Annotated in this window: 8 protein-coding genes; 3 read left to right on the top strand and 5 right to left on the bottom strand. The window is 45.1% G+C overall.

What is annotated here, in order from left to right:
* Positions 1-14 precede the first annotated feature (14 nt).
* Positions 15-659: a YitT family protein gene (locus ABG082_RS02010; protein WP_007498187.1), complete on the top strand. Its 645-nt coding sequence runs from the start codon at positions 15-17 to the stop codon at positions 657-659.
* 125 nt (positions 660-784) lie between these two features.
* Entirely contained in the window at positions 785-1,486 is a 702-nt protein-coding gene (locus ABG082_RS02005) for a 4'-phosphopantetheinyl transferase superfamily protein (protein ID WP_008347295.1), read from the top strand.
* Here the strand turns inward: ABG082_RS02005 and ABG082_RS02000 are convergent.
* Complete coding sequence (locus ABG082_RS02000; protein ID WP_008347297.1) at positions 1,473-2,810, bottom strand: PLP-dependent aminotransferase family protein; 1,338 nt, start codon at positions 2,808-2,810, stop codon at positions 1,473-1,475. The genes ABG082_RS02005 and ABG082_RS02000 overlap by 14 nt on opposite strands.
* Before the next feature lie 131 nt (positions 2,811-2,941).
* Between ABG082_RS02000 and ABG082_RS01995 the strand changes: the two genes are divergently transcribed.
* A complete protein-coding gene (locus ABG082_RS01995) occupies positions 2,942-3,856 on the top strand; it encodes a DMT family transporter (RefSeq protein WP_008347299.1) in 915 nt (304 codons plus the stop codon).
* A gap of 38 nt (positions 3,857-3,894) precedes the next feature.
* On the opposite strand, the gene ABG082_RS01990 is transcribed toward ABG082_RS01995, so the two are convergent.
* The 4 genes from ABG082_RS01990 to ABG082_RS01975 form a co-directional block, all read right to left on the bottom strand.
* On the bottom strand, positions 3,895-4,635 hold the full coding sequence (locus tag ABG082_RS01990; protein WP_348936477.1) for an alpha/beta fold hydrolase: 741 nt from the start codon (positions 4,633-4,635) through the stop codon (positions 3,895-3,897).
* A gap of 6 nt (positions 4,636-4,641) precedes the next feature.
* Positions 4,642-12,840, bottom strand: coding sequence for an amino acid adenylation domain-containing protein (locus ABG082_RS01985; RefSeq protein ID WP_348936476.1), 8,199 nt, complete (start codon positions 12,838-12,840; stop codon positions 4,642-4,644).
* Between the two features lie 13 nt (positions 12,841-12,853).
* The gene (locus tag ABG082_RS01980) at positions 12,854-22,996 is read right to left on the bottom strand and encodes an amino acid adenylation domain-containing protein (RefSeq protein ID WP_348936475.1); all 10,143 of its coding nucleotides are present in this window, start codon (positions 22,994-22,996) and stop codon (positions 12,854-12,856) included.
* A gap of 62 nt (positions 22,997-23,058) precedes the next feature.
* On the bottom strand, positions 23,059-26,892 hold the full coding sequence (locus ABG082_RS01975) for an amino acid adenylation domain-containing protein (protein WP_348936474.1): 3,834 nt from the start codon (positions 26,890-26,892) through the stop codon (positions 23,059-23,061).
* Positions 26,893-26,894 lie beyond the last annotated feature (2 nt).

Genomic DNA, 26,894 nt, shown 5'->3' with positions numbered 1-26,894 from the left:
AGAAGGGAAAGCTTTTGAAGCGGGAACATCTTTTACGTTGGTTTTTTTATTTTGTTGGATTGATTGTACTTGCTTTTGGACTATCGCTGACAGTGAAAGGAAAGATCCTTGGCATTGGTCCTTGGGACGCTTTTCATTATGGACTGTTTCAGCATTTTGGTTTAACCATTGGACAATGGTCCATCATTATTGGTGCACTCATTGTGACACTGACATCTGTTTTCACGAAATCTTTTCCAAAGATCGGCGCACTGCTCAATATGGTGCTGATCGGCGTGTTTATTGATTTCTTTAATGCAGTATTACCTGCACCACATGGGTATTTACCTGCTTTATATGTGTTTATTACGGGCGTGATTGTGTCTGGGTATGGCGTTGGCATTTATGTCTCAGCTAATCTTGGCGCTGGGCCAAGGGATTCATTAATGCTGCTCATCTCAGCAAAAACGGGGCTGAACGTACAGTGGGTTCGAAATGGTATTGAGTTAACCGTGCTTCTATTTGCATGGATGCTCGGCGGACCGATTGGCATTGGAACGATTCTGACCGCCATCTTTACAGGACTCGTCCTTCGCTTTTCCTTGCCGCAATCAACTCGGCTTCTGCAGCTGCTCATTACAAAAACAGCGGAGAAACCTGTTCAAACCCTTACCCGATAAGAACAAGCCATTCTATGAAAAGAATGGCTTTTCTTGTGCAGACCAACTTTACCCTTCTATTGAAAAGGATGCTTCGCAAGGTGTTCATCCAATGGTACAATAAATGTAAAAAATTGAGGTCCGTTATGAAGATTTTCGCTATTCAATTACAACCTTTAGATGATAAAAATGCACGAAAACAAATAGAACAGCTGAAGCCTTTTGTGTCATTTGAAAAACGCGCCGCCGCTGAGCGCTTTCGTTTTTTGATCGATGCAAGAAGAACGCTGTTAGGTGAGGTACTGATTCGTCACATCATTCATGAGATGTACGCACTGCCAATGGAACAGATCATTTTTGAAACAGAAGGGAACGGAAAGCCTGTTGTCCGGCAAATTCCTTCTTTTCATTTTAATCTTTCTCATTCTGGTGATTGGGTCGTGGGCGCAGTAGATGATGCGCCTGTTGGCATTGATATTGAAGAGATCAAACCGATTGATTTAGCCATTGCCAAACGATTTTTTTCAGCTGACGAATATCAAGATTTACTCTCACAGCCGGTAGAACGGCAGGAAGCCTATTTCTTTCATCTATGGTCCATGAAGGAGGCTTTTATCAAGCTGACAGGGAAGGGAATATCCTATGGTCTTTCATCCTTTACCGCTCGCTTGTCAGAGGATGGACAGGCTACTTTGAGATTACCTGATCACGAAGACCCTTGCGTTGTCCAAACATATTCACTTGATCCTGCCTACCAAATGGCAGTTTGTACAAGAAAACCCGCTGCGGCTGAGCACGTCGAGATACTCACTTGTGAGAACATGCTGTCTCGCCTTAATAACGTGTGATTTGTTGAAGTGATGACTTTAGCAAATCGACGCCTCGTGCGATTTCCTCTTCTTTTACATGCCAAATGTTCAGCTGAAGTATAGGCTCCTTTTGATAAGTAGAAATGAAATGGCGGTCAATCGGCTGAACCATCACAGAAGCCTTTTTTAGCTGCTGAATGAGCTGATTCATCGGAATGGACCGGTCGACACGAATGTGGGTATGGGTCGCTGGCTCCTCTTCTCCCAGCTCATAAGCGCCTTCATCATGTTTCAAACAGGCCACAAGTTGTTTGGATCGAGCTCTATAGGTCGCCTGCATCCTTTCTCTATGACGCTCAAACATCCCGCTTTTCAAATAAATTTCTAAAGCAGCCTGCGACAGCATCGAGCTGTCGATATCAATCAGCCGTTTATGTTCACTAAAGGGGCCAATCAGCTCGTTTGGTAAGACGACAGCACCTGTTCTAAGCCCTGGAAAAATGATTTTTGAGAAGCTTTTTAAATAAATGACCTTCCCCGCCTGATCATATGAATAGATCGGGTCTCTTTTTGTATCGAATTCTAAATCAGCCAAATAATCATCTTCAACGATATAGACATCATATGCTTCGGCAAGGGCTGCAATCGCTATTTTTTCTTGTTTCGACAGACTCGTTCCAAGCGGGTTTTGAAACCTTGGCATCGTATAGAAAAAGCGAATATCCTCCTCTCGGAAGATACGCTCCAATTCCTGAAGATCGAGTCCTTTTTCCGTACGCTGAATCCCCCGGACAGGCAGCTGGTTTTTCTCTAAGTATTGGAGGAATAGGTGATAGCCTGGCTGTTCGACCAATATGGTCTGTTTTCCATTTGGAAACGGGATGGTGCTTAAAATCGATAAAGCCAGCTGAATACCAGAGGTCATAACGATCTGTTCTGGAGAGGCAAACACTTGATAATCCGTTAAACGCTTTGAAATGATTGGCAGTAAAGATGGTAATCCATTGGTGGTGCCATAGATAAATAAATCATTTTGATACAGATCAATCGCTTGATTGATGCAGTGCTGAAAATCGACATACGGAAACACAATGGGATCAGGCGCAGAGGAAGCAAAATCAATCCATGTGCTGCCCTTCTTAACGGCTGACTGATTGGTTTTTACGACAAAATAGCCACTTCTTTCTACAGAGTACAGCAAGTGTTCACGCTCTAACGTGTCTAGTGCTTTTATGACAGTGCTTTTGCTCACAGCATATTGAGCCGCTAAGTGACGAATGGATGGGATTTTCATTCCAGCATTGTATTCACCGCTCTCGATTTTGTTTTTTATATTCAACACAAGCTGATCATATTTCCTCACAGTACTACCCTCCTTGTACCGGTACAGATATCAATAACTCTTATTGTACACTTTACTTGATCCGTTTACGATAAAAAGACAGAACCGGTCAATTCAACTGAAGCATGCATGCTCTTGTAAGGAGAATTCTGATGGATATGTCAAAACAAAAAGCGTATGCTGCCTCGATCGCATACGCCTGTATAATTGGTTTTTCATTCTTGTTTGTCAAAGTGGCTTTAGCATCAGCGAATCCGATTGATGTATTGGCACACCGATTTACCGTTTCTTTCGCAGCCGCTCTTTTGTTATTTCCATTTTTACGAAAAAAGTACCGTTTTTCCATTCAATGGCGTGATCTTATTTACATTGTGCCATTTTCCTTGCTTTATCCTGTGTTGTTTTTTGCATTTCAAGTGTGGGGGCTGATGTTCACCTCTTCATCAGAGGCTGGCATTATTCAGGCGACCATCCCCATTTTGACAATGGTGCTTGCAGCATGGTGTTTAAAAGAACGTCCTACCTCGATTCAGGTGCTGTTTACCATTCTTTCTGTGTCCGGGGTGATGCTCCTCTTTGTGGTGAAGGGAATTGATGTGAAACATTCTCATCTCATTGGTTATGTGCTAATCTTACTTTCAGCCTTATCATCCAGTGCCTATAGCGTATTTGCCAGGGTGATGACACGGCGATTCCATGTCATTGAACTGACTTTCGTGATGACATTCTTTGGATTTGTCTTCTTTAATGCTGCTGCTCTCATTCGGCACTCGGTACATGCTACACTACCGCAGTTTTTCAGTCCGTTTACGCAGCCATCCTTTGTATGGTCTATGCTCTTTTTAGGCATTCTCTCATCACTGCTCACAGCGTATTTATCAAACTATGCTCTTTCCCACCTTGAAGCAGCAAAGGTGAGTATCTTTAACAATCTTTCTGCTTTCATTACCATTGCCGCTGGCGTGCTTATTTTACATGAAACGATTGATATGGTTCACCTCATCGGAGCTGTGCTCGTCATTGGCGGAGTGATTGGCGGGAATGTGGTGAGGAAGGGGAATTCATAAAGAAAACGGCCCTCGTTTGACGGGGCCGTTGTTTTCTTTTATTGGCTGATGAATTGCCTTTTTGTTGTCTGCTCAATGACATGCCTCATATGTTCTGCGAACTGCTCGAGGTGTGTGTTGATATACATGTGGCCTCCTTCGAAATCAGTGCGTTCGATGGCGTTTGCCCATGTTAGCCAGCCGGCTGCGTCTTCCATACATTTTTTATCTTGCTTTCCGTTCAATAAATAAACGGGTGATTCAATGATTGTTTTGTCTGTATGCTGGAAGGATTCTAATGCTTGATAGTCGGCACGTAAGGATGGTGTAAAGTAATCCATCATTGGCTTGTTCTCTAACAATTCCTTTGGAATCCCGCCCATTTCAGCGATATGCTGAACAAATGCTTCATTCGATAAATGGGTCAATATTTGTCTTTTTGTTTGTGGCGGCTGAATGGCAGAAATGACAACTGCTGCCGGATCGATGCCTTCCTTTTCTAGTAGCTGAGTTAGTCTGTACACCACAAGTCCGCCCATGGAATGTCCGAACAAAATAAATGGACGGTTTAATTTACCTGTCAGCCCTTCTTTATACAATTCAGCCAACCGGTCAATGCTTGACTCAAGCGGCATGAGGTTCGTTCCATGACCCGGAGGCTCTGCTGCTGTCACTTCGGCCGTGTCCTTCAGCTTTTCAAAGAGCGGACGGTAAGAGGCGGAATATCCGCCTGCAAAAGGAAAACAAATAAGCTGAATCATATCTGATTTTTTTTCAAAGGTTTTAAATAATTGGTTCATACGTCCTTACCCCTTTACGATCGTTTCAAGAATCTGCGCAAGTTGATCTGCCTGCGGTCTTTTCATCATGGTCACATGGTCGCCTTTTATCTGAAAATACGAGCACGTTTCTCTCGTGTAAGCTTCCCAATCGGCAAATTTCTTCTGGAAATCTGTGGCGTGATCGCTGCTTTGTATAATATAAAACGGCACAGAGAATGGGTCTTTTTCTAATTCAATGGCTTGAGACATGATGGTATTATGTGTCTGCATTTGCAAGTATTTATCTAAATAGTGATCATTCATAAATTGATGAACGACTTCATCCTTTTCTGCTTCTTTGAGGATTTTCTGCTTCACTTCTTGGAAGCTGAGCCCTTGTAATGCTTCTGGTTTGATGCCGACGAGGTTCCCCATACCCAGAACGAGGGCAAGCATTTTCACTTCTTCTTCGTTCATATCGGCATGAAGCGCTTGATCTGCCTCATCTCTTAATACCGGAACCGTATCTAAAATGATCAATCCTTTTGGCGCTTTTCCTGCATGACAGAGTCTCTGATTCATTCCGTAAGCAAGATGTCCGCCCATGGAATGCCCTGCCAAATAATCAATGCCTGGTCGATAGAATGTTTCAATGGCTTCAATAAAAATGGTGACAAGCTCTGTATAATGAAGGAATTGTGGTTCTTCATCCTCATACAAGCCTGGAGACTGCAAGGCGTAAACAGCTCCTTCATGTGTCATGAGCTTGGCCACATCGATATACCCCATCACCGTTCCACCAGCAGGCGGTGCAAAGAAAATTCTCGGTTCAGCCGGATCCCCTTTTTTCAACTCGATCACATAGTCTTTCGGCGCTCTTTCGACAGGCTCGCCTGTTTCTGGCACGGTGTCCAAATATGCCGCTAACTGCACTGGCGCTGGGTGCATGAAAATCCATTTCGGATCAACACGGACACCCTTTTCTTTTAATTTGGCAACGGCTTGAATACTCATAATCGAATCTCCGCCTAAATCAAAGAATGAATCATGAATTCCTACTCGTTTGACACCAAGCACTTCACTGAAAGCTGTCACAATCAGCTGCTGTGTTTCTGTTACCGGTTGATCGTCTTCATGTGAGGATGAGACTGCGTCTGTCGGCTCCGGCAATGCTTTTTGATCGACCTTCCCATTCGTTGTGACGGGAATTGCGTCAAGTACGATAAAGTAACTTGGAATCATATAGCCTGGCAGGCTTTCCTGTAAAAATGCTTTCCATCCGGGAACAGGCTCTCCTCCATCTGTGACAAGGTAGGCTGCCAGCCGTTTTGAGCTGCCGTACGTTTTGGCAATGACGGTACATTCTTTTACTTGTGGGTGTTTGAGCAGGGCTGTCTCAATTTCTCCACATTCAATTCGGTAGCCTCTAATTTTCACCAAGTTGTCTTTTCGGCCAAGGTATTCAATACTGCCATCAGACCGCCATTTCCCTAGGTCACCGGAACGATACAGTTTGTCGCCTTTTAATGCCGGGAATGGATTGTCAATAAACCGCTCCTCCGTACGCTCTGGGTCATGCAGATACCCTTTCGCCAGCCCTGTTCCGCCGATATAGATTTCTCCTTTTACGCCTGTTGGTACTGGATTGAGATGATCATCTAGTATGACAACCGTTGAGTTGGCGACTGGCACACCGATTGGCACTGATCTAGCATCCTCCGGTACGTGTGTGACTTGATAAGTGGTCGCTAATGTTGTGTTTTCTGTTGGACCGTAAGCATTGATCAGCACACCCTTCATATGCGGCAATGCCTTTCGTGCATGCTCACTAGACATGGCTTCTCCGCCAACAAGTAATGTACGGTATCCAGCTACACTTTTTGGATCATGCTCAATCAGCCGGTTGAATAATGCAGTTGGCAAACAGTTGGCTGTGACTTGATGCGTTTTGATTAACCGAGTTAATTCGTCCATATTCAGAGCAGCATATTTCGGGATCAGAACCAGCTGACCGCCATTGAGCAGCATTCCCCATAATTCAAAGGTAAAGGCATCAAATGCATAGTTAGACAGCTGAAGCATTTTATCTTCTGAACCAAGCTCAATATAGTTTGTTTCTTTCACTAAGCGGACCACACCTGCATGAGGAAGCATCACGCCTTTTGGTGTGCCTGTTGAGCCTGAAGTGTAGTTAACATAGGCAAGCTGGTCTTCTCCTACAATCGATTTTTCCCTTTGATACACTGCGTCTGTTTCTGGTAACGGCTTGTCCATTTCAATCTTTGTGCCGCTCAGACCGTCTAAACGATTGATCAGATGCGACTGGGTTAAGATGATATCGCTTTGTGTATCGCGAACGATCAGACCGATGCGGGCATCTGGATACTCAGGTGACATCGGTACATAAGCAGCACCCGACTTGACGATCCCTAGAACTGAGACCATCATGTCAAACGAACGATCAAACAGCATCGGGACAAGTGAACCGGGTCCAACGCCCTTTGATTGTAAATAGGCAGCCAGTTTTGTCGCCTTCTCGTCTAAATCTTGATACGTCATATGCTCTTCCATATAAAATACAGCAATCCGGTGCGGGTCACGCTCCACTTGTTCTTCAAATAATTCTTGCAGCGTACGCTTTGGATAAGGCGTGTCAGTTTGATTTTTCCCTATGATCATGGCATCCTGTTCTGTTTTGTCCATGACGCAAAAGTCAGCGAATGTCCGTTCAGGCTGAGCCGTCATGCCATCTAACAGATTGAGATAATAATTCATCATACGGTGGATCGTTTCTTGCTCAAATAAATCCGTATTATATTCCACATGGATAGACAGCTTGTCCTCCTGCTCAAATACATGCAAGGTGAGATCAAATTTAGAGACGGTATGATGGACCATCACTTGTTCCGATGTCAGTCCTTTTAGGTTGATATCCAGCGAATCAGTGACATACCCCATGGCGACTTGGAAAATTGGTGAACGACTTAGGTCTCTATCAATTGAAAGGTCATCCACAAGCTTGTCGAATGGATAATGCTGATGCTCAAAGGCTTTTAACGTCATTTCTTTCACCTTTGCCAGTAAATCGGCAAAGGTATCGGCTTTTGAAACGTCCTGTCTCAGCGCCAACGTATTGACAAACATGCCGACGAGCTTCTCTGATTGTTCGACATCACGGCCAGCGATCGGCGATCCAACAATGACATCTGTTTGTCCAGACAACTTGTGAAGCAGGACATAATAGGCTGACAACATCGTCATAAATAGTGTTGTCCCCTGCTGCCTCGACAAGGCATGTAAACGACGAACAAGCGGTTCATCTATCACGATTTGCTCTGTAGCCCCATTAAATGTTTGAACCGGCGGACGAGGACGGTCAAACGGGAGCTCTAATACCGGCAACTCTCCTTGTAACGTTTCAAGCCAATAGCTCTGAGCCTTCTGGTGGTTCTTTAATTGCTCATTCTCCCAATGAACATAATCGGTCCATTCAACCTCAAGTGCAGGTAGCTCAGGCGTTTCCTCTGATAATAGCGCACCATACACGACTTCTAATTCTTGAATAAGCAGGCTGAGCGACCATGCATCGGAAATGATATGATGCTGCGCACAAAGCAAGTAATATTCCTCTTTCCCCATATCAACAATTGTCCACTGTGCAAGCGGTCCCCGTTCTAAGTCATAGATGCGGTTCGCCTCTTGCTGAATCAGCTGTTCCAATCTTCTCGCTCTTGTTTTTTCATTAAATAATGAGAAATTCGCAACGGTTACTGATGGCGGAAGGTCTTCACGGATGACTTGAACCGGCTTGCCGCCAATGGTTTGAAATGTTGCGCGCAGTGCTTCATGACGTTTTGTTAAGAGACCGATCGCCTTTGTTAACGTTTGGATGTGTAATTGGCCCATCAGCTTCCAAGCACCTAATATATTGTAATGATGGCTCTTTTCTAATGTAGATAAGAACCAAATCCGCTTTTGAGCGTGTGACAGCTCATAGCTTGTTCGTTTTTCCATCTTTGGAATGCTGGCTTCCTGAATGGCTGGTGCTTCATTGATGTCATCGACCATTTGTGCCAAGTGTGCTAGATTCTTGCTTTCAAACAATATTTTTAGCGGCGCCTTTAGTGAAAACTCATGATTAATACGTGAAATCGTTTGAGTGGCCTTTAATGAATGTCCACCAAGGTCAAAGAATTGATCCTCTTTGTACACACGATCGACTTCTAAAATATCCTCCCATATGGCCGCAAGCACCTGCTCTGTCTTCGTTTCTGGCAATTGCTTTTCAAACGGCTGTGCGTGTTTGTGATGGAACTGTTTGAGGGCTTCGTGATCAATAGAGCCATCTTGTTTTTTCGGTATATCTTCCACTTGCCTGATGTCCCATTTCCCCTCTATGATGCCTGTGATCTTGTCAGCATCCACTTCTTTGCCTGATTGCACCGTATAGTACAGTTTCTTTTCAAAATGTGGGATTGGTGCTGGTTGAAGATGTTCAGCAATTTCTTGATTGGCCCCATCTAGGCCGATAAATAGATGCGCTTCATTCAGCCGAACACCTAGACATAATGAATGGAGTCCTTGTTTTTTTCCAATCAATTGAAAGCCCTTGCGAACGGTTAGCGCAGCCCCAGTATGTCCCTTAGACAAACCAAGATTATCCCACATACTGAAATTCAACGAAATCGCTCTTCTTCCCTCATGATAGGTAAGGGCATGTGCGAGTCCATCTAAAAAGCTGTTCGCCGCAGAATATGCGCCAAATGTGGTACCACCAAAAAAGCCATTCACTGATCCAAAAAAGACGAGTGGCACTGACGGATCATGCTTGAAAGCTTCCTGCAGCACCCAAGCACCGTCTGCCTTCCCTGAAAGTTCTTTGACGAAATCTTCTTCTGTTGTATGAGCCAGTGTGTACGTATCCACATGCTGAAAGTGCTCAGATACATTGCCAGCACCGGCTAAATGAAGCGCTCCTCGGATCGACTGTCCGAAATGCTTTTCTGCTTCATAAATCGCCTGCTCGACGTCACATAAATTCGTCACATCGGCTTGTACATAAAGGACGTCTCCCAGATCTTTAAGTTGTGAGAATGACGCCTCTTTTTCTCTGTCTTCTTCAAGGGATGTCCGTCCAATTAACACGAGCTTCAAGCCAAATTGGAGCATTTGCTTAGACAGTTCAAATCCAATACCGCCAAGCCCGCCAGTCAGCAAGTACAAGCCTTCATATTCTAAAAACCCTTCTGTCTGAGGTGCCGTCATCATATTCACTTTTTCCAGCTTTGGTACGAGGCGCTGGCCATGCCGGTAAGACACTTCTGCTTTTAAATGAATCGCACCTAGTTCGTCCGCAATATGCTTGGCATCCTGTTCCACATTCTCCGCTTCAATATCAAGGTGAGACACTTCTGCCCCTTCCCATTCTTGCGGGATGGTTTTTAATAATCCAGCAAGAGACGTTTTCTCCACATGAAGCTCATCTTGCGGTTTTACAAATTGACCACCTTTTGTGACAACAACGAGACGCATCGGCTCTTTATTTTCTTGTCTCAATGCTTGATACAAATACAAAATGGATTGGCTGGTGCTTGCATTCAGTTCTTTGAACTGCGCAGGGCTGGCAATCATCTCCTTGTCTGACACATTCCACAAGTGGAGCATACGGTCAATTTTTAATTCATCGGCTTCAAGCGCCGCCACAAGCCTGACGTAATCCCCCTTGATTCGAGGGTTCATCTGATACATCCCTTTTGACAGGCGTAAAAATTCATGACCCTTTTTCACAGAAACATAAGGCAGGTTCATTTGTTCAAATTGGGCATAAAGCGATGGATAAAGCCCTTTTTCATCCTCAAATACGAGTACATGATCAGTGGATATCGGCTGAGATGGACCGATATTCTCTTTTACCCAAATACGTTTAAAGAACCAATCTGGGAGGGTTTGTTCATTTTCCGAAGCAAGATCAAGTGCACGTTCAATGTCATGAAATACCCCATCTTTCAGTGCCGCACCTAGTTGGGCACGTTGGATTTTTCCGCTTTCTGTTTTCGGAAATTGGTCTTTTTTCACCGGAATGATATGATCAGGTTCGATTCCCATTTTGCGAATGATGCTCTCTCTAATCTGCTGAATCATTGTGATTTGATCCTCTATCGAATCCTTCTGCGTAACAAAAAAGACGGCGAGTGTGTCATTACTTGATTCGGGATTGTAAATGCCGTACGCAGCGGCAAATGTGACTTCAACCCCCTCAACCTCTTCCACAACGGCTTCAATTTCGTAATTCAAATAGTTCGCTCCGTTGATGACGATGATATCCTTTTCTCGCCCTGTGAGGACTAGGCGCCCTTCATGAATAAATCCTAAATCTCCTGTATGAAACCAGCCGTTTTCCGCAAATACTTCTTCATTCGCTTCCTCATTTTGATAGTAGCCCATCATAATCGTTGGACTCTTCACCTGCAAGCGGCCGACTTGATCTTCTGGCAGCACATGGTGATGCTCATCTACAATCCGAATCCATACAGAAGGGATGGGTGCACCGACTTCTGTAAAGGTCATCTTGTGCGGATGATCGTGCGTCACATATTGAATCTCACTTGTTAATGAGGTCTGATCAATGGTCAATTGTCCACCCTGATCATCATGACGCATGAATTCTTTTGACTGGACAATGGCTGATGATGTTTCTGACATGCCATAAGCCGGCACCATCGCATGGCGGCTTAATCCGTGCTCACCCATGATGTGCATGAAACGCTGCGTCACTTTAGGAACAACTGCTTCGGCGGCGTTCATGATATAGGTCAAGGTGGAGAGATCCCAGCTCCCTTTGCGAATGTCGTCTTCATATTCATTCATCATCGCAAAGGCAAAGTTTGGCGCCCACGTCCTTGTGACACCGTATCTTTCTACCCAATCCAGCCACACCATCGGCCGTTCGATAAATTGATCAATGGATGGACTAATTTGCTGGCAGCCGAGGTAGACATCATGTACATGAAACATGACAATGCCCCCTACATGATCAAGCGGCATCCAGTTCATGGATACATCCTCATGCGTGAAACCATTTGCCTGCTCAAAGGAAATGATTCTAGATAAAATGCTTTGATGGTTGTGCCGGATACACTTTGGCACACCCGTACTTCCTGAGGACAGCAGCTGAAGCACAGGCTCATCCGGCTCTGGCTCATAATGCTGTTCATCTGGATCACAGGCAAGTAATGTTTCGATTGTTAAAATCGGAATCGCTTTTGATTCAAATGTTTTACGCAGTCCTGCAATGTCCTCAGCACTCGCTTCGTTTGTAATAATGAATGGCTCATTTTGCAGCTGAAACACGCCCTTGAGCTTGTTCACGCCTTGATTCATTTCATCATACACAGGCGGTACAGAGACTGGGGTTGGAATGATTCCACCGAGAATACAGCCCCAGAATACTGTGATAAAATCTTGATGATCTTTCAATTGAAGCAGCACTTGATCGCCGTTTGAAAGTCCGGCTGCCCTTAATCCAGATAGGACACGTTCCGCTCCTGTGAGCAATTCCGGGTAAGTCTGGATCACCTCATGACCGCCTTCTTTGAGATACGTGACTCCGCGATTTGGTGACATAAAGGCGGCTCGGATCAGTACCTCTGTCAATGTGACTGGTGTACCAGGTTTTCTGATCACATCACCTCCATAAACAAGAGCTGGTGGTTTTTCTTGTGCGGAGGATTGTATGGTTTGGCTGACTTCATCTTTTGAAAACGATTCGTTTCCATTTGTACGCTGTCTATCTGGGAAGAGGTCATCTAAATGATAGGGTGTTTGTTTTTCTGTCTGACTCTCTATCAAAACGGCTGCTTCCTCTACTCCATCTATGGCTTTCGTGCGCTCTTCTATCTTTCTTCGTTCCTCTTCATCTAGTACATCAATGGCAAGCAGTGCCTCGGTATCGACCGCTCCACTTTCTTTTCGCGGCAAGGAAGGGACTAGGACGAGTGTGGCTGGCACTTCATCAGGATGAAGCGGGCCTTTCATCAAATCCTCTCTTGTGAGCGAAGGGTCCTTCGCCTGTGCAAAAAGCACAAGCGATAGGCCTCCTTCTTGATTTTTCTTCGGGATGAGCGCACATTCCTTTAGTGGAAAGTGAAGCATGAAGACTTTCTCTAATGCTTTGAGATCGATTCGTTTTCCATTGATCCTGACAATATGATTTGCTGCATTTCCTTTTCGTCTACTAACTAGCATTCTTCTTCTCCTCCTACATCCAATCCAAAATCTGAATCTTGCTTTCTTCCGTCCAAACGCCGACATCCCCTGTCGGATAAAGGTATTCGCCTGTTTGATGTTTGAATGGATGCGGAATTTTATGCGCCTCCATCCAATCGGCTAGCTCTCCAAAAAGTGCTTTGATCTCTTTTGCGCCGATAAAAATATCTCCAGGAAATCCAACCGACATGAGCTGATGTTCTTCATTCAGGACATATATTTCCGTTTCATAGGTAGAATCATGTACGCCTGCATATATTTCTTCTTGGTCTGGGTATAGCACGCTGACATGTGCGTTTTTCGCCCAATCACTGATCATCCGCTCTTTTTCCTCATTTGTCACAATTGTGAAGGAAGATAGCGGCGTATCCACTTGTTCTGTCATGGCTTCAAGTGTGTGAATCAGCTGTTGCATCAGCGTTTGTATTTGCTTTTCTGTATATTGATGTAAGTTGTATGTGATCCGAAGCTCCAGCGTATCTCCCGGCACTGCGACAAGGGTTAAGTCATAATTTGTTTCTTCATGACTGGCGATGTCTAAAATGCGTACGCCATACGGCTCAATGGATTCAATCGGATAGTTTTCAAACACGACAATGCTGTGAAACAATGCCTCTCCATTTGGAATTTCCGTCATCTGCTGAATATCTGGCAGTACAGTATACTCGTATTCTCTCATCTGAAAAACGGTTTCCTGTGTATAGGCGAGCAATCGCGCAATCGTCCAGTCCGAATGGATCGGCAGACGAAGCGGCAATGTGTTAATAAAGAGCCCTGTCATGCTTTCCACTTCTGGTAAGTCGGCTGGCCGGCCAGATACGGTCACCCCAAATATGACATCCTCTGCGCCTGAATGAAGGTGCAAGAGCAGTCCCCACGCTGATTGAATCAGTGTGCTCAACGTGACCTTCTGCTTGCCTGTCATCTTCTCCAGCTTCAGTTGCATCTCTGGCGTCAATTTGACGCTGGACTGCGCCATGCTTGCTTCTTGGTCTGAAGCATGTCCGTCGCCGTCTCCTGGAAGCGGTGTCGCTTCCTCTACGCCTGACATATAACGTTGCCAGAATTCTTGCGCCTTCTCTTGATCCTGCTTTTGCAGCCATTCGATAAAATCTTTATATGGACGGACTGTAGAAAGACTGATCTCTCGTTCGTCCACAAGAGAGCGATACAGCGCAAAGGATTCCTGAATAAAGCTGAACAAACTCCAGCCATCGATTAAAATGTGATGAAAACTAAAGACAAACGTGCATCTTTCCTCATCACAACGGAATAAAGCAATCCGAATCAGCGGTTCATCTATATGGTCTAAATTGAAATCCTTTGAACGATCAGATACTAAAAAGTGTTCGATTGTCTCTTCTTGCTCCTCGTCACTCAGGTGGCGCACATCGTGCTGAGTGAGGTGGATGCTTCCTTCTGATTGAATGAACTGAACAGGCTCCTTCAGCCCTTCCCAAGCGAATTTTGTTCTCAAAATGGAATGACGTTCTACAAGAAGATTCCAAGCTTGTTCATAGGCATCGCCGTTTGTTAAGCCTTCGAGTGTCATATGCACCTGACCAAAATAAGCTTGTGAGGCTTGATCTAGCAGTGCATGAAACAGCATTCCTTGCTGCATTGGAGACAGCGGATACACATCGACTACATTGTCTGGAAGTTCATCTATTTGCTTTTGCGTGAGCTGAACCATCGGAAAATCAGATGGTGTAAAGCCGCCGCTCGTTTCAACACAATGCGTCAAGATGATCTCCATTTTTTCTTTAAAACGCTCAGGTAACAACCGCACCTCTTGATCTTGCAGCAGTTCTCGATTGATCATAAAATTCATCTGCAACTGACCATCTGTCACATATCCATACACATCGATCAAATGCTGTCTTTCTGCTTTCGGATCGTGAACATGTCCATTTCGTTCGTCTGCTATATAAAGCTTGGCTTCGCCATCTGCCTGATCTAACTGACCAAGGTAATTAAAGCTCATCTGCGGCGTTACCGTTTTGAGTAAACGAGATTCTGTCATATATTGAAGCAAACCGTAGCCGATTCCCTTTTGCGGCACAGCTCGTAAGGTTTCTTTGACGTCTTTGATTTGTCTTGCAACATCGGTTTGAATAAAAGGAATAAAAATAGGATAAGAGCTTGTAAACCAGCCGACTGTCCGTGACAAATCCATCTGTTCAAATAAATCCTCGCGTCCATGCCCTTCTAACGTGATGAGCATTGGCTTTCCAATGGCTTGCGTGAGTCCTGATAACAGTAAATCGTTAATCTCTGTTCGGTATGCTTGTGAGGCCTGTCTAAGTAACCTATCTGTTTGTTCCTTTGTGAGCTGAACCGACAGGATCTCTGCATGTTCTTCTATATTAGAAAGCTCAGGCAGTTGGAAAGGAGAACCTTCTTCCTCTTGATCCTTGATTTTTTGCCAAAAAGAGGCCTGCGCTTGTAATTGATCGGTTTGTGCATATTCATATAAGGCATCTGCCCACTGCTTATAGGAGGCGGTTTTTTTCGCAAATATGATGTCCTGCCCCGTAGCAAGCTGTTTCAATCCATTTAGTACATCTTCTTGTATCATGCGCCATGATATGCCATCCATGACGAGATGGTGTGCAGCAATAAAGAGCTCAGACGTGTCTTCACCTGTATGGAAAAGAATCGCTTTGATCACTTCTCCTCGCTCTAATGACAATGTTCCTTGACAGGCACTTGTCTCCAAGCGGATTTGTTCCCGTGCTTCCTCTTGAGACACATCCGTCACATCAAAGAATGTGACACAAGGTGTGACACCAGGCTCACGAATGGTTTGAATCCATGTGCCATCTGCCTCTTTTGTATATATAGCTCTCAGCATATCGTGATGATCGACCAGTTTTGAAAGAACCTGTGTTAACTGTTCATGTGGAACAGATCGCTTCATTTCAATATGCGCCGATAGATTCCAATAATCTTGATTGGTCATCGATTGCTCAAAGAACCATGATTGAATCGGGAGAAGACGAACCTCTCCTGTCACAGGTGATTGATCATAGACCGTAGAGACCTCTGCCTTTCTCATCGCTTGTGCGAGTTGTGAGATGGTCTGTTTTTCAAATACATCTCTCGGCTGGATGACGTAGCCTTCCTGTGCTAAGCGTGCCACCATTTGTATGACAATAATGGAATCTCCGCCAAGCTCAAAGTAGTTATCATGGACGCCAATAGAAGGAGCGCCTAGCAGCTGAGACCACACTTTTTCTAACACACGTTCTTCCTCAGTAGCTGCTTTATCAATGGCTGTTTCTACTTCTTCTTGTCTCCACTCTGGCGGCGGAAGACGCTTTTGGTCTACCTTTCCATTTGGCGTGAGCGGTAATTCATCCAGCTCTATTAATAGGCTTGGCACCATATAATCTGGCAGGATGTCTTTTAAGTTTTGGCGAATGTCTTGCGAAGTCATGCCGCCTTTTTGGACAAAATAACCGATCAATCGCTTATGACCACTCTCATGCTGATGCGGGATAACGGCACATTCTGTGATGTCATCAAATGTCAGCATAGCGGCTTCAATTTCTCCACATTCCACGCGGTGTCCACGAATTTTCACTTGATGATCGATTCTTCCAAGACAGTCAATGATGCCATTTGACAGCCAGCGGCCCATATCGCCTGTTTTATATAAACGCGCTCCTTCTTGGAAAGGATGCGGGATAAATGATGATGCTGTTTTTTCTTCATCTCCAAGGTAACCAAGTGCTAGCCCTGTGCCGCCAACATAAATTTCGCCGATGACGCCTTGCGGAACTGGCTGCATTTGGTCATCTAATACATAAGCTTGTGAATAAGCAATAGGCTGTCCAATCGGGACCGTCGCCTGATCTTCTTCCAGTGCTCGAATGTGATGCACACAGGAGAATGTTGTATTCTCTGTTGGTCCATAACCATTTAAAAGCCCTTCAGGCAAATACGGTAGTGCTTTTCGGATATGAGCAGCTGATAAGGCATCTCCGCCGACCAATAATGCATGAAGTCCAGATAAAGCTTCTGGATGTTCTTCTGTTAAACGGTTGAACAGCGGCACAGTCAGGAACCCTGTTGTAATCTGATAAGTTTTTAGTGCTTCCGCTAATGTATCCATTGATAAAATGGTATTTCGATCCGTCAGTATGAGCCTTCCCCCGTTTAAAAGGGCTCCCCATATTTCATACGTAAAAGCATCAAAAGAGAAGCTGGCGATTTGTAAAATGCGCGTTTGTTCATCAAGGGTGACATAGTCTGTTTCACACACAAGCCGGACGACCGCTTGATGCGGGATCAGTACTCCTTTTGGCTGTCCAGTTGACCCCGATGTGTAATTGATATAAGCAAGTCCATCAGGTCTTAGTACAGCGGGCATGACTTCTGCTTCTGGTAAAAATTCTTCATACCCTTGATCAAGACAAATGAGTTCCGTTTGATTGATGGATACTTTTTTCAGCCATTCATTTTTTGTCAGTAAAAGCTGAATACCTGTATCTCTCAGCATATAATCAATGCGGGCATCTGGATATTCAGGATCAATTGGCACATAAGCCCCGCCTGCTTCCACAATGGCCAGCACCCCAAGAATCATTTCAGGCGATCTGTCGATGAGCAGTCCAACTGGTTCATGCGGCGTCACGCCTCGCTGCTGCAAATAGCCTGCTAGACGATTGACTTTCTCGTGTAACTCCTGGTACGTCCACTCATCTCCTTGAAACTCAAGCGCCACTGCATGAGGTGTCTTTTTCACTTGCGCTTCAAATCGTTCCGTCATGAGTAGCGGACCTTTTGGTTGATCAGTCTTTCCGCTCCATTCATAGAGCAATTGATGCTTTTCTTTCTCTGGCAGGAAATTCACTTGTCTGATCGGCTGCGCTGGATTTTCACAAATTCCTTCAAGCAGGTGCTCGTAGTATGCGAGGAATCGCTCCATCGTGTCATCAGAAAACAAATCCGCATGATACTCAAGTTTTAACTGAAGACCTTCAGCTCCTTCAAACACAAACAGGGATAGATCAAATTTCGCTGTATCATTATCTTCAATGGCTAAAACCGACGTCGCCTCTCCCATTGGAGAAGCTTCAAGCGGTAGGTTTTGCAGAACAAACATGACCTGAAACAGCGGCTGCTTACTGGCATCACGCACAATATTCAATTCATCGACCACCATCTCAAACGGCACATCCTGATGTGCATAAGCACCGACGGTTGTCTCCTTCACTCGCTCTAATAATTCCGTAAAGGCTGGATTCCCGCTATGGTCGATCCGAAGCGCCAATGTATTCACGAAAAATCCGATTAAATGCTCCATTTCCGTTCGATTTCTCCCAGCAATGACCGAGCCAATGACAAACTCGTCCTGTGAAGACAATCGATGTAATAGAGTAGAGAAAGCCGACAGCAAGGTCATATACAGTGTGCTGTCTGTTTTCTTGGATAGCGCCTCAATCTTTTTAGACAGTGACTTCGACAGCTGATATGTTTTCGTCTTCCCTTTGTAGCATTGAACGGCCGGCCGCGGATGATCATACGGCAATACCAAATCTTCAACAGGTGCCGCAAATTGCTCCTTCCAATAGGCAAGCTGCTTACCTAGTGGTTCTCCTGTCAAATACTCCTTCTGCCACAGTGCGTAATCCGCATATTGAATTGGCAGTGCCGGCAAGTGAGGCTCCCGCCCTTCGATCGCCGCTGTATACCACTCGGATAATTCTCTTGCAACAATGCCGATCGACCAGCCATCTGACACGATGTGGTGAATGGACATAAGCAAGATATGCTCTGCGGGTGAAAGTCGAATCAGCTTTACTCGAAAGAGCGCTTCGTGTTCTAATTGAAAAGGTGTGGATGCCTCTTCTTTCGCCCATTCAGCCGCTTTTTGTTCTTTCTCTTCCTGTGACGCTATGCCTGAAAGGTCCATCACCTCAAGCTCTGGAAGGGCCATCTGTTCATGAATGACCTGTACCGGTTCATCCCCGCTCATCGTAAAGGACGTTCTGAGCGATTCATGTCTTTCCACCATATGATGTAGACTTTCCTGAAGCACCTTGATATCTAAAGGCCCGTTCATCCGAAAAGAAATCGTATTATTGTAAAATGGCAGATCCGGCTCTAATTGATAGAGGAACCACTGTCTTTGCTGGGCATAAGACATCGGAATTTCCTGACCCTTCTCCATTTTTCTCATCGGAATCACTTCATCTGCTTTGGCATTTGAATCGATCCAGTCTGCTAATTCTCCGAGTCTCGTATGTTCAAACAACACAGCAAGCGGTACGTCAAACCCTGTTTTTTGTCTAACCGCAGACAGCATTTGCGTCGCCTTCAGCGAATGACCTCCTAGTAAAAAGAAATGATCGCCGCAGCTGACATCCGAGACATCGAGCAACTCTGACCAAATGTGTGCGAGCAGTTTCTCCGTTTCTGTGTGAGGTGCTCTGTTGTCTGAATCCATTCCGCTTTCCTCTATTAATTCATGAAAATATGCCTCATCTGGCGTTCCATCTTCTGTTTCTTTCCAATATTCCTCAGGAAACAAATGCACGGCATATTCACCAGATAGACGGGACTGTAAACATGTATGAATCGATTGATAAAGCCGCTCTTCCACCGCCTTTGTTTGATCAGTTTTGAAAAAGACGTAAAAGGTCTGCTCTGTTTGCATCTCCGCATCCGCATGGACCATCTCGTGAATCTCTTTCTTCGATCGATCCAATCCCGTATAAATGAGCGGAGCATCTGTCATCAGACATGCGAGCATCGTTTGGAAGCCTGCCTGCTTTGAAATTGGGAGATAACCTCTTTCTTTTAACATGCCTTTTATCATGGAGCCTTCACTCATTCCAATCTCGTCCCACATGCTGAAACTAAAGCAATATGGCTTCACTGTAGATGTCAGCTTCTGATAATGAGCAAATTGTTCCACGAACTCATTGGCAGCGCAATAGGCGCCGACAGTCATACCGCCCTTTAGCGTTCGGGCTGACGAGCTGGAAAGAAATAAAACATTCCTGCGTTTGGAGGCAGCTTCATGAAGCGCAATCGTTCCATATACCTTCGCTTCGTACATGTCATTCAGAGACACAGATGTCATATCAGCAAGCAGTTCTTCTTGAATGATACCTGCGAAATGAATGATGCCATCCAGCCTTCGATTTCCAGCGACCTCATGTCTAGAGATGATCGCTTCCACCTCTTTTTCAGCCGTGATGTCTGCTTTCTCATAAAGAACCTTGCCGCCATGCAATTTTGCCTGCTTTTCTAGCAAAGACAATGTCTCTTGCTGGTCACTAGAAAGTGCCTCTCTCTCTTTTCTTCCAAGCAGCACGAGATGTGCTTGATAAGATGTCAGCAGGTGTTCACTAACTAAACGGCCAATTCCGCCTAGCCCGCCTGTTATGACATAAAGCCCAGATGATTCAAATGGCGGCTCTTTCCTTTTCTGTTCCTTTTCCAAATGAAGAGGTGCTAAAAAGGGAATATAACGAACACCTTGACGATAAGCAGCGACATGACGGTTTTGGTCATGTGTGAGTTCTGCCATTATCGCCATTGCATGGGAATGACTAGATACCGATTCTGCTAGAGAAAAATCAAGACATTGCACCTTGATAAACGGCCATTCATGCTGAATTGCTGTCATCAGTCCTACTGTCGTTGCTTTTTCTACATCGTGGATTTGATCCTCCGGCACATTCATCGCATGGGCTGAGACAAAAGTGATGGCCACCTGCTCCTCATAGACGGAAATGGCTTTTGTTAAAAATAATGCACTCATGCTGCCCGTTTTCTGCGCTTGTTTTGCCTTGTCCACATAAAGCTTGTCTTCTTGGTTTGTATAGTTCCAAAGGTGAATGATGTGTTTCACCGAAACGCCATACGAACGGAGCGTCTCAAAGAGTTGTTCGTAGTCAGACGGCCGATTCGGGTGGATGATGAAGTGAGTGTGTGTGAGTTGTTTGAACGCTTGACCCGGTTCAACCGTAATGTATGTTTGTTCACTGTTTGCAAAAGATTTCAATTGATCTGCCAGTCCTAATGGATCTGCAAAGATCACAACGTCCCCTATGATCTGCTTGTCAGCTGCATCAAGTGGAGCAGGTATCCACTTCTTTTGATAACTCCAATCAGGCAAGGTATGTTCATTTTCAAGTCTCATGTCCATTTCCATGATCATTTCATCAAATTCGCCTTCTTGCCATCTTGTCTTGAGCTGTGCCCTTTCTATTTTTCCAGAGCTTGTTTTGGGAAATGCATGCTTCTGGACAGGAATGATTCGAGATGCAGACAAGCCCATTTTTGTTGCAATATGGGATTTAATGTGTTGACTTGCCCTCATAATATAAGCCGGCTCATACAGCTTCGGTGTAAAAAAGAGAATCAGTTCATCGGATGCAGAAGCCTCCATTCGGACAGAACAAGCAGCCACAAAGCTCGTTTCTACTCCCGGTACTTCCTCTGCTATGGCTTCAATTTCATAGTTGTGATAGTTTTTCCCGTTGATGATAATCATGTCTTTTTCTCTACCGGTTAGTGTCAGCCTTCCTTCGTGCAGGAAACCTAAATCACCCGTGTGAAACCAGCCATCCGCTTGAAATACTTCTTGATTCGCTTCGTCATTCCGGTAATAACCCTTCATGGTGGTTGGACCTTTTATTTGCACACGGCCAATATGATCTTCTGGAAGAAGCTCATGCTGATGATTGACGATGCGTATCGTGATACCTGGAATCGGTTTGCCCAGCTCTGTAAAGCTGACGGTTCCTGTCTCACGTGCTTCTGCTGGTCTTAGCTGCTCTGTCAGCGACGTTTCCTCAAAAGTCAGAACCCCGCTGTTTTCATCTCCACGCTCAATCGCAAAGGAAAACACAACCGCTGATGAGATTTCAGACATGCCGAAAGCCGGTCTGATCACATCTCCCTTTAAGCCGTGCGGAGCAAGCAAATGTAGAAATCGGTGGATGGTTTTTGGAACGACCGCCTCTGCCCCATTGATCATGCAGGTCACCGCCGACAGATCCCAAGACCCTGATGAAATCTCTTTCTCATAATCATTGATCATCGCAAATGCAAAGTTAGGTGCCCACGTCTTCGTTGCACGGTAGCGGTCCATCCAGTCAAGCCACCGCAACGGCTGAGCGATAAAGTCATCTGTTCTTGCCCGAATCTGCTCGCAGCCTGTGTACACATTGACAAGGTGGAACATCACGATGCCGCCAATATGATCTAAAGGCATCCAGTCTAACGAGACATCCTCTTGTGTAAATTGATTCGCTGCCACTGTTCCTTTGACGTTCGCCAGCACACTTCTATGGGAATGCTCTACACACTTTGGCATCCCTGTACTTCCAGACGTTAAGATAAAGAAGACGGAATCATCCGGCGCGGCAGGGTGAGCGGCTGTATCTCTTTCTAATGTCAGCATCGGCTCAACTGCTGCGACACGTAATTGGTCTGTATGCCACAGGAAGGCTAACCCTTGCACCTCCTCGATCAGTGAGTCATCTGTTAGGATGAGCGGATGCTCGAGCAGCTTCCAAGCGTGATGAAGCTTCTTCACTGCAGCATTCATCTCCCGATAGGTTGGGGCAGCCGACACAAGCGTTGGAACAAATCCGCCTAATACACATGCCCAAAAGGCAGTGACCATGGCATGATTCGATGAGAATTGAAAGAAAACAGGATCGCCTGCCTTAAGCCCCAGTGCCCTTAACCCAGTCAGAACCCTCTCGGCGTCTCCTTTCAACTGCGCATAAGATTGTGTGAGTTCGTTCTTGCTATTCACGATATACGTAAGCCCATTTGTCGTTTTTGCAGCCTCTGTTAAGACGTCCTGTAAGGTCTGTGCGCCTTGTGTGACGTCGAGATCCCCTCCATAGGAAAGAGCGGGCGGCATGTCGGCCAAAGCAGGTACAGCCGTTTTCGTCTGTATCGTTTCCGCTGCGGCCTCCTGCTCAATGTGCTTGTCGAGAAATAAATGAGAGAGGTGATACGGCCGCGGTCGAATGGTTTTTTCACGTGAAAAAACAGCGAAGCGTTCGATTTCGTTGGTTTGTAAAATGGTTGTTTTTACATCTTGTAAAATCGCATCCATTGATTCATGTATACTCGTTTGGTTAATGGTTGATGGTTTCATATGAGTTCCTTTCCTTTTTTGTTAGGCAGGACTGCAAGGCTGCATCCTGCCTAATCTAAAGTTTACAAGACTCGTTCTCTATTTGTTTGATTGACAATATGTTTGATCAGCTGTGCATTTTGAGCTGCACATTCTTTATGTTTGAACATATCAGCATGCCGGCCATAGCCTTGGTATTGGGTAAAAGATCCGGCCGTTGCCTGTGTCCACTCTTCCATCCAGTCCGGGATCGCTATTTGTTCTTCAGATTGGATGAACGTAATATCTGCCTGTATTTTGCCTTGATTCACCCCCTTAACAAACGTTTCATAGTAGGCGCGCGTCTTTTGGGCAAGCGCTTCTTGAACGATCTCCCCTTGAGCAAGTTCGCTTTGTTTCGTTTGATGAACAATCGCTTCAATATCATCATCAATGGATCGTCCTTCTAAATCACTTTCTCCAATTTTCTTATAGGAATCGATCATGATGACCTTCTCGACTGTCCGCCCTACTTGTTCAAGCGCTTGAACAAGCTCAAAGGCGAGGTAACATCCGCCTGAGTACCCCATCAACGTCAGCGGCCCTTTTGGCTGAAGGTGCTGAATATGCTGAACGTACTGCGCCATTCGGTTATTCGTTTCAATAAAATCAAAGGCGATCAACCGAACATCATCAAGCGTTTTTGCTGCTTCCTGATAGATAAAGCCGTAGCCTGGTAATGGCGGAAGAGCAAAGACTGTTGATGTTTGAGATTCATTGAATACAAGATAGCCAGCGGTTTCCCCGTCCTGATGCTGAATATAACGACTAAGCGCTTCAATCGTCGGGGTCTCAAACAACAAATGGATCGGCACCTGAACCTCAAACTCTTTTGATACTTTGGACAATAGAGACATCGCTTTTAAAGAATGTCCGCCAAGCTCAAAGAAATGGTCATCTGTGCTAATATCCTCTCGTTCAAGTACTTCCCGCCACATCAAAAGCAGCTTTTGTTCCACTTCATTTGCGGGCAGTTTCACACGGCGGTTTCCTTGCGGCGCCTCTGGTTTTGGTAGCTGGCGTTTATCAACCTTCCCGTTTGGCGTAAGTGGGAGGTTCTCCAGTTCAATCAGCTCATGAGGCAGCATATAAGCTGGAAGACGCTCTTTCAGCCCTGATTTGATGTCATCGAGTTTCCCTTTCCATGCATCATCACACGTGATGTAGGCAAGCAGTCTTGTATGATTTGTTTCATCATGATCCGCTAGGAGTACAGCTTGTTTTACACCTTGATGCATGAGAAGGTTGGCTTCAATTTCTGTCAATTCAATTCGGTGCCCGCGAATTTTCACCTGATCATCGACTCTGCCTGCATACTCAATCAGACCGTCTTCTCGAAAGTAAGCTAAATCCCCCGTGCGATACAGGCGCTCACCCGCAGCGAATGGATGGGCGATAAAGACTTGTTTTGTCAAATCAGGACGATTCAAATACCCTTTTGCCAGTCCTTTGCCGCTCAGACAAAGCTCTCCAACCATTCCAATCGGCTGAAGCTGTCTGTGCTCACTCAATATATAAGCGCCCGTCTGGTTGAGCGGCTTCCCAATTGGAATAGAATGTGCCTCTAAAGGGATCGCTTCATCTATCGGATAATACGTGGCAAAAACCGTTGATTCGGTTGGTCCGTATACATTCAACAATCTGCCTTTTCCCATCACATCAAAGGCTTTTCTCACATGCTGAACCGATGCCCTCTCTCCCCCAAACAGCACCTTACGCACACTGCGCATCCAGTCTGTTCCTTCATCAACGAGAAGATGGAATAAAGCGGTTGGAACAAACATGACAGAAATATGCTCTCCTTTTATCAGCTCAGTGAGCTTCCCCATATCTAAAATGGTTTCTTTTTGCGGCAGGACAAGCTTTGCTCCGTTTAAAAGCGCACCATATACATCAAATGTAAAGCCATCAAATACGCTATTTGATAACGACAGCAATGTATCTGTTTCTAAAATGGTTAAGTAATTCGTATTTTTGACCACCCGGGCAATATTGGAATGGGTCGTCATGATGCCTTTTGGCTGTCCGGTTGTTCCTGATGTATACATGATGTATGCCGTATCATTTAAACCTGCTTCAAGTGGCAGATTCTCTGAGCTCATCAGTAAAATTTCTTGATCATCTGCAAAAAGATACGTGCCATCAAATGCGAGTGACCTCGTCTGACTGATAAAGGATGAATGAGTCAGAAGATGCGTCGCTCCGCTGTCTTTCAGCATATATTGGATACGGCTTTCTGGATAATCTGGATCAATCGGCACATAGGTGGCACCTGCTTTTAAGACAGCGAGTAAGCTAACAATGAGTTCAGGTGTCCGCTCTGCTAAAATGGCGGTCACCGTTTGATGACCCACCCCATTTTTTTGTAAATGCCTTGCCAGTCGATTTGCTTGTTCGTTCAGCTCCGCATATGTCATCGTGTGATCACCTGCTGATAATGCCACTGCATTCGGCTGTTTTCGGACATTATGCTCAAACCACTTTGTCAAATAAAGCTGATCATGCTCCAGCTCAGGTGCATTCCATTCCTCTAACATTCGCTGTTTTTCCTGCTTTGTCACAAGTGTCAGTGTATGAACTGACTGATCTGGATGTTTGATGGCCCCTTTGATCAAAAGGGTCAGCTGATCCTTTAATTTATGAACAAATGCAGGATCAAATGCACGCTGATTAAAGGCCAGCTTCAGCTGCAATTGTTCCCCGGGCGACGCCAGTAAATTGAGATCATAGTTCGATTTCTCATAGACATTCATGTCTTCTACTGTAAAGCCAAGCAGTGACTCCTGCTCGTCTTTCTTTGCAGCAGGGACATTCTCAAACACCACAATATGATCAATGAGCTGCTGCTGACCCGCCTTAGCCTGAATATCATAAATCGGGATATATTGGTGCGGTTCAGCCGCTAAAGACTGCTGCTGCGTCTCTGATAATAGAGAACGGAACGTCATTTGGTCTGTCAGCTGGATTCGTCTTGGAATGACATTGATGAACAACCCCACCATCCGGTCCACACCAGCCAAATCTGCCGGACGTCCTGACACAACTGTTCCAAACAACACATCGTTTGAGCGCTGATACCTGCTTAGTAAAATGGACCAAGCCGATTGAAGCGCACTGCTTAACGTGGCATTCTGCTGCAAGGCTAACTCTGATAAAGCAGCTGTTTCTTCTTTACTCATGGCCCATTCGATTTCGCCTAATTCATGCTCATTTGTTTGCTTTCGCTGTTCTTTAAAAGTCGATTGCCCCTCAAAGCCAGCCAAAGATTGCGTCCAATATTCAAGTGAGGCTTGTTTATCTTGTTTTTCCAGCCAATGAATATATTCTTTATATGGCTTGACTGGCTCCAGCCTGTAAGGGATGTCATGCAAAAGTGCATGATAAATCGCAAACAATTCCTGCACAACTAGACCAAAACACCAGCCATCTAGAAGGATATGGTGATAGCTCCATATCCAGCGATAGCTTGAAGGACCCGTTTGAAAAACAGAGGCCCGCATGAGCAGATCCTTTGAGAGATCAAATCCTCTCAGCTGATCCTTTTGTTTAAAACGATCAATACGTTCAAGCTGTTCACTTTCAGAAAGGTCCTGTATGTCCACAACATCAAGCTGGAAAGGTCGATTCTTTAATACAACTTGGACAGGGCGCTTCACTTTTTCGTGGAGGAACACGGTACGAAAAATATCGTACCGTTCCACGATGATATTCATGCTTTTCTCAAGCAAATCATGCCGAAGTGTGCCCTTCACGTTCATATCCAGTTGTTCTACATAAAAGCCTTTTTCTTGATGATGGAGGGTATGAAACAGCATTCCTTCTTGCATCGGTGACAGATAGTACATATCTTGAACTTGATCCCTTTTAAATTGACTCATCT

It is taken from the genome of Bacillus sp. BS1807G30 (assembly GCF_040047675.1).
Lineage (GTDB): Bacteria > Bacillota > Bacilli > Bacillales > Bacillaceae > Bacillus > Bacillus altitudinis.
Note: the sequence above shows the minus strand (reverse complement) of the source record. Positions and strands in the feature narration are given on the sequence as shown.

Excerpts from the sequence above, each read along its gene's own strand:
- ABG082_RS02005 (WP_008347295.1), top strand. The coding sequence starts at position 785 with ATGAAGATTTTCGCTATTCAATTACAACCTTTAGATGATAAAAATGCA.
- ABG082_RS01995 (WP_008347299.1), top strand. The coding sequence starts at position 2,942 with ATGGATATGTCAAAACAAAAAGCGTATGCTGCCTCGATCGCATACGCC.
- ABG082_RS01990 (WP_348936477.1), bottom strand. The coding sequence starts at position 4,635 with ATGAACCAATTATTTAAAACCTTTGAAAAAAAATCAGATATGATTCAG.
- ABG082_RS01985 (WP_348936476.1), bottom strand. The coding sequence starts at position 12,840 with ATGCTAGTTAGTAGACGAAAAGGAAATGCAGCAAATCATATTGTCAGG.
- ABG082_RS01980 (WP_348936475.1), bottom strand. The coding sequence starts at position 22,996 with ATGAAACCATCAACCATTAACCAAACGAGTATACATGAATCAATGGAT.
- ABG082_RS01975 (WP_348936474.1), bottom strand. The coding sequence starts at position 26,892 with ATGAGTCAATTTAAAAGGGATCAAGTTCAAGATATGTACTATCTGTCA.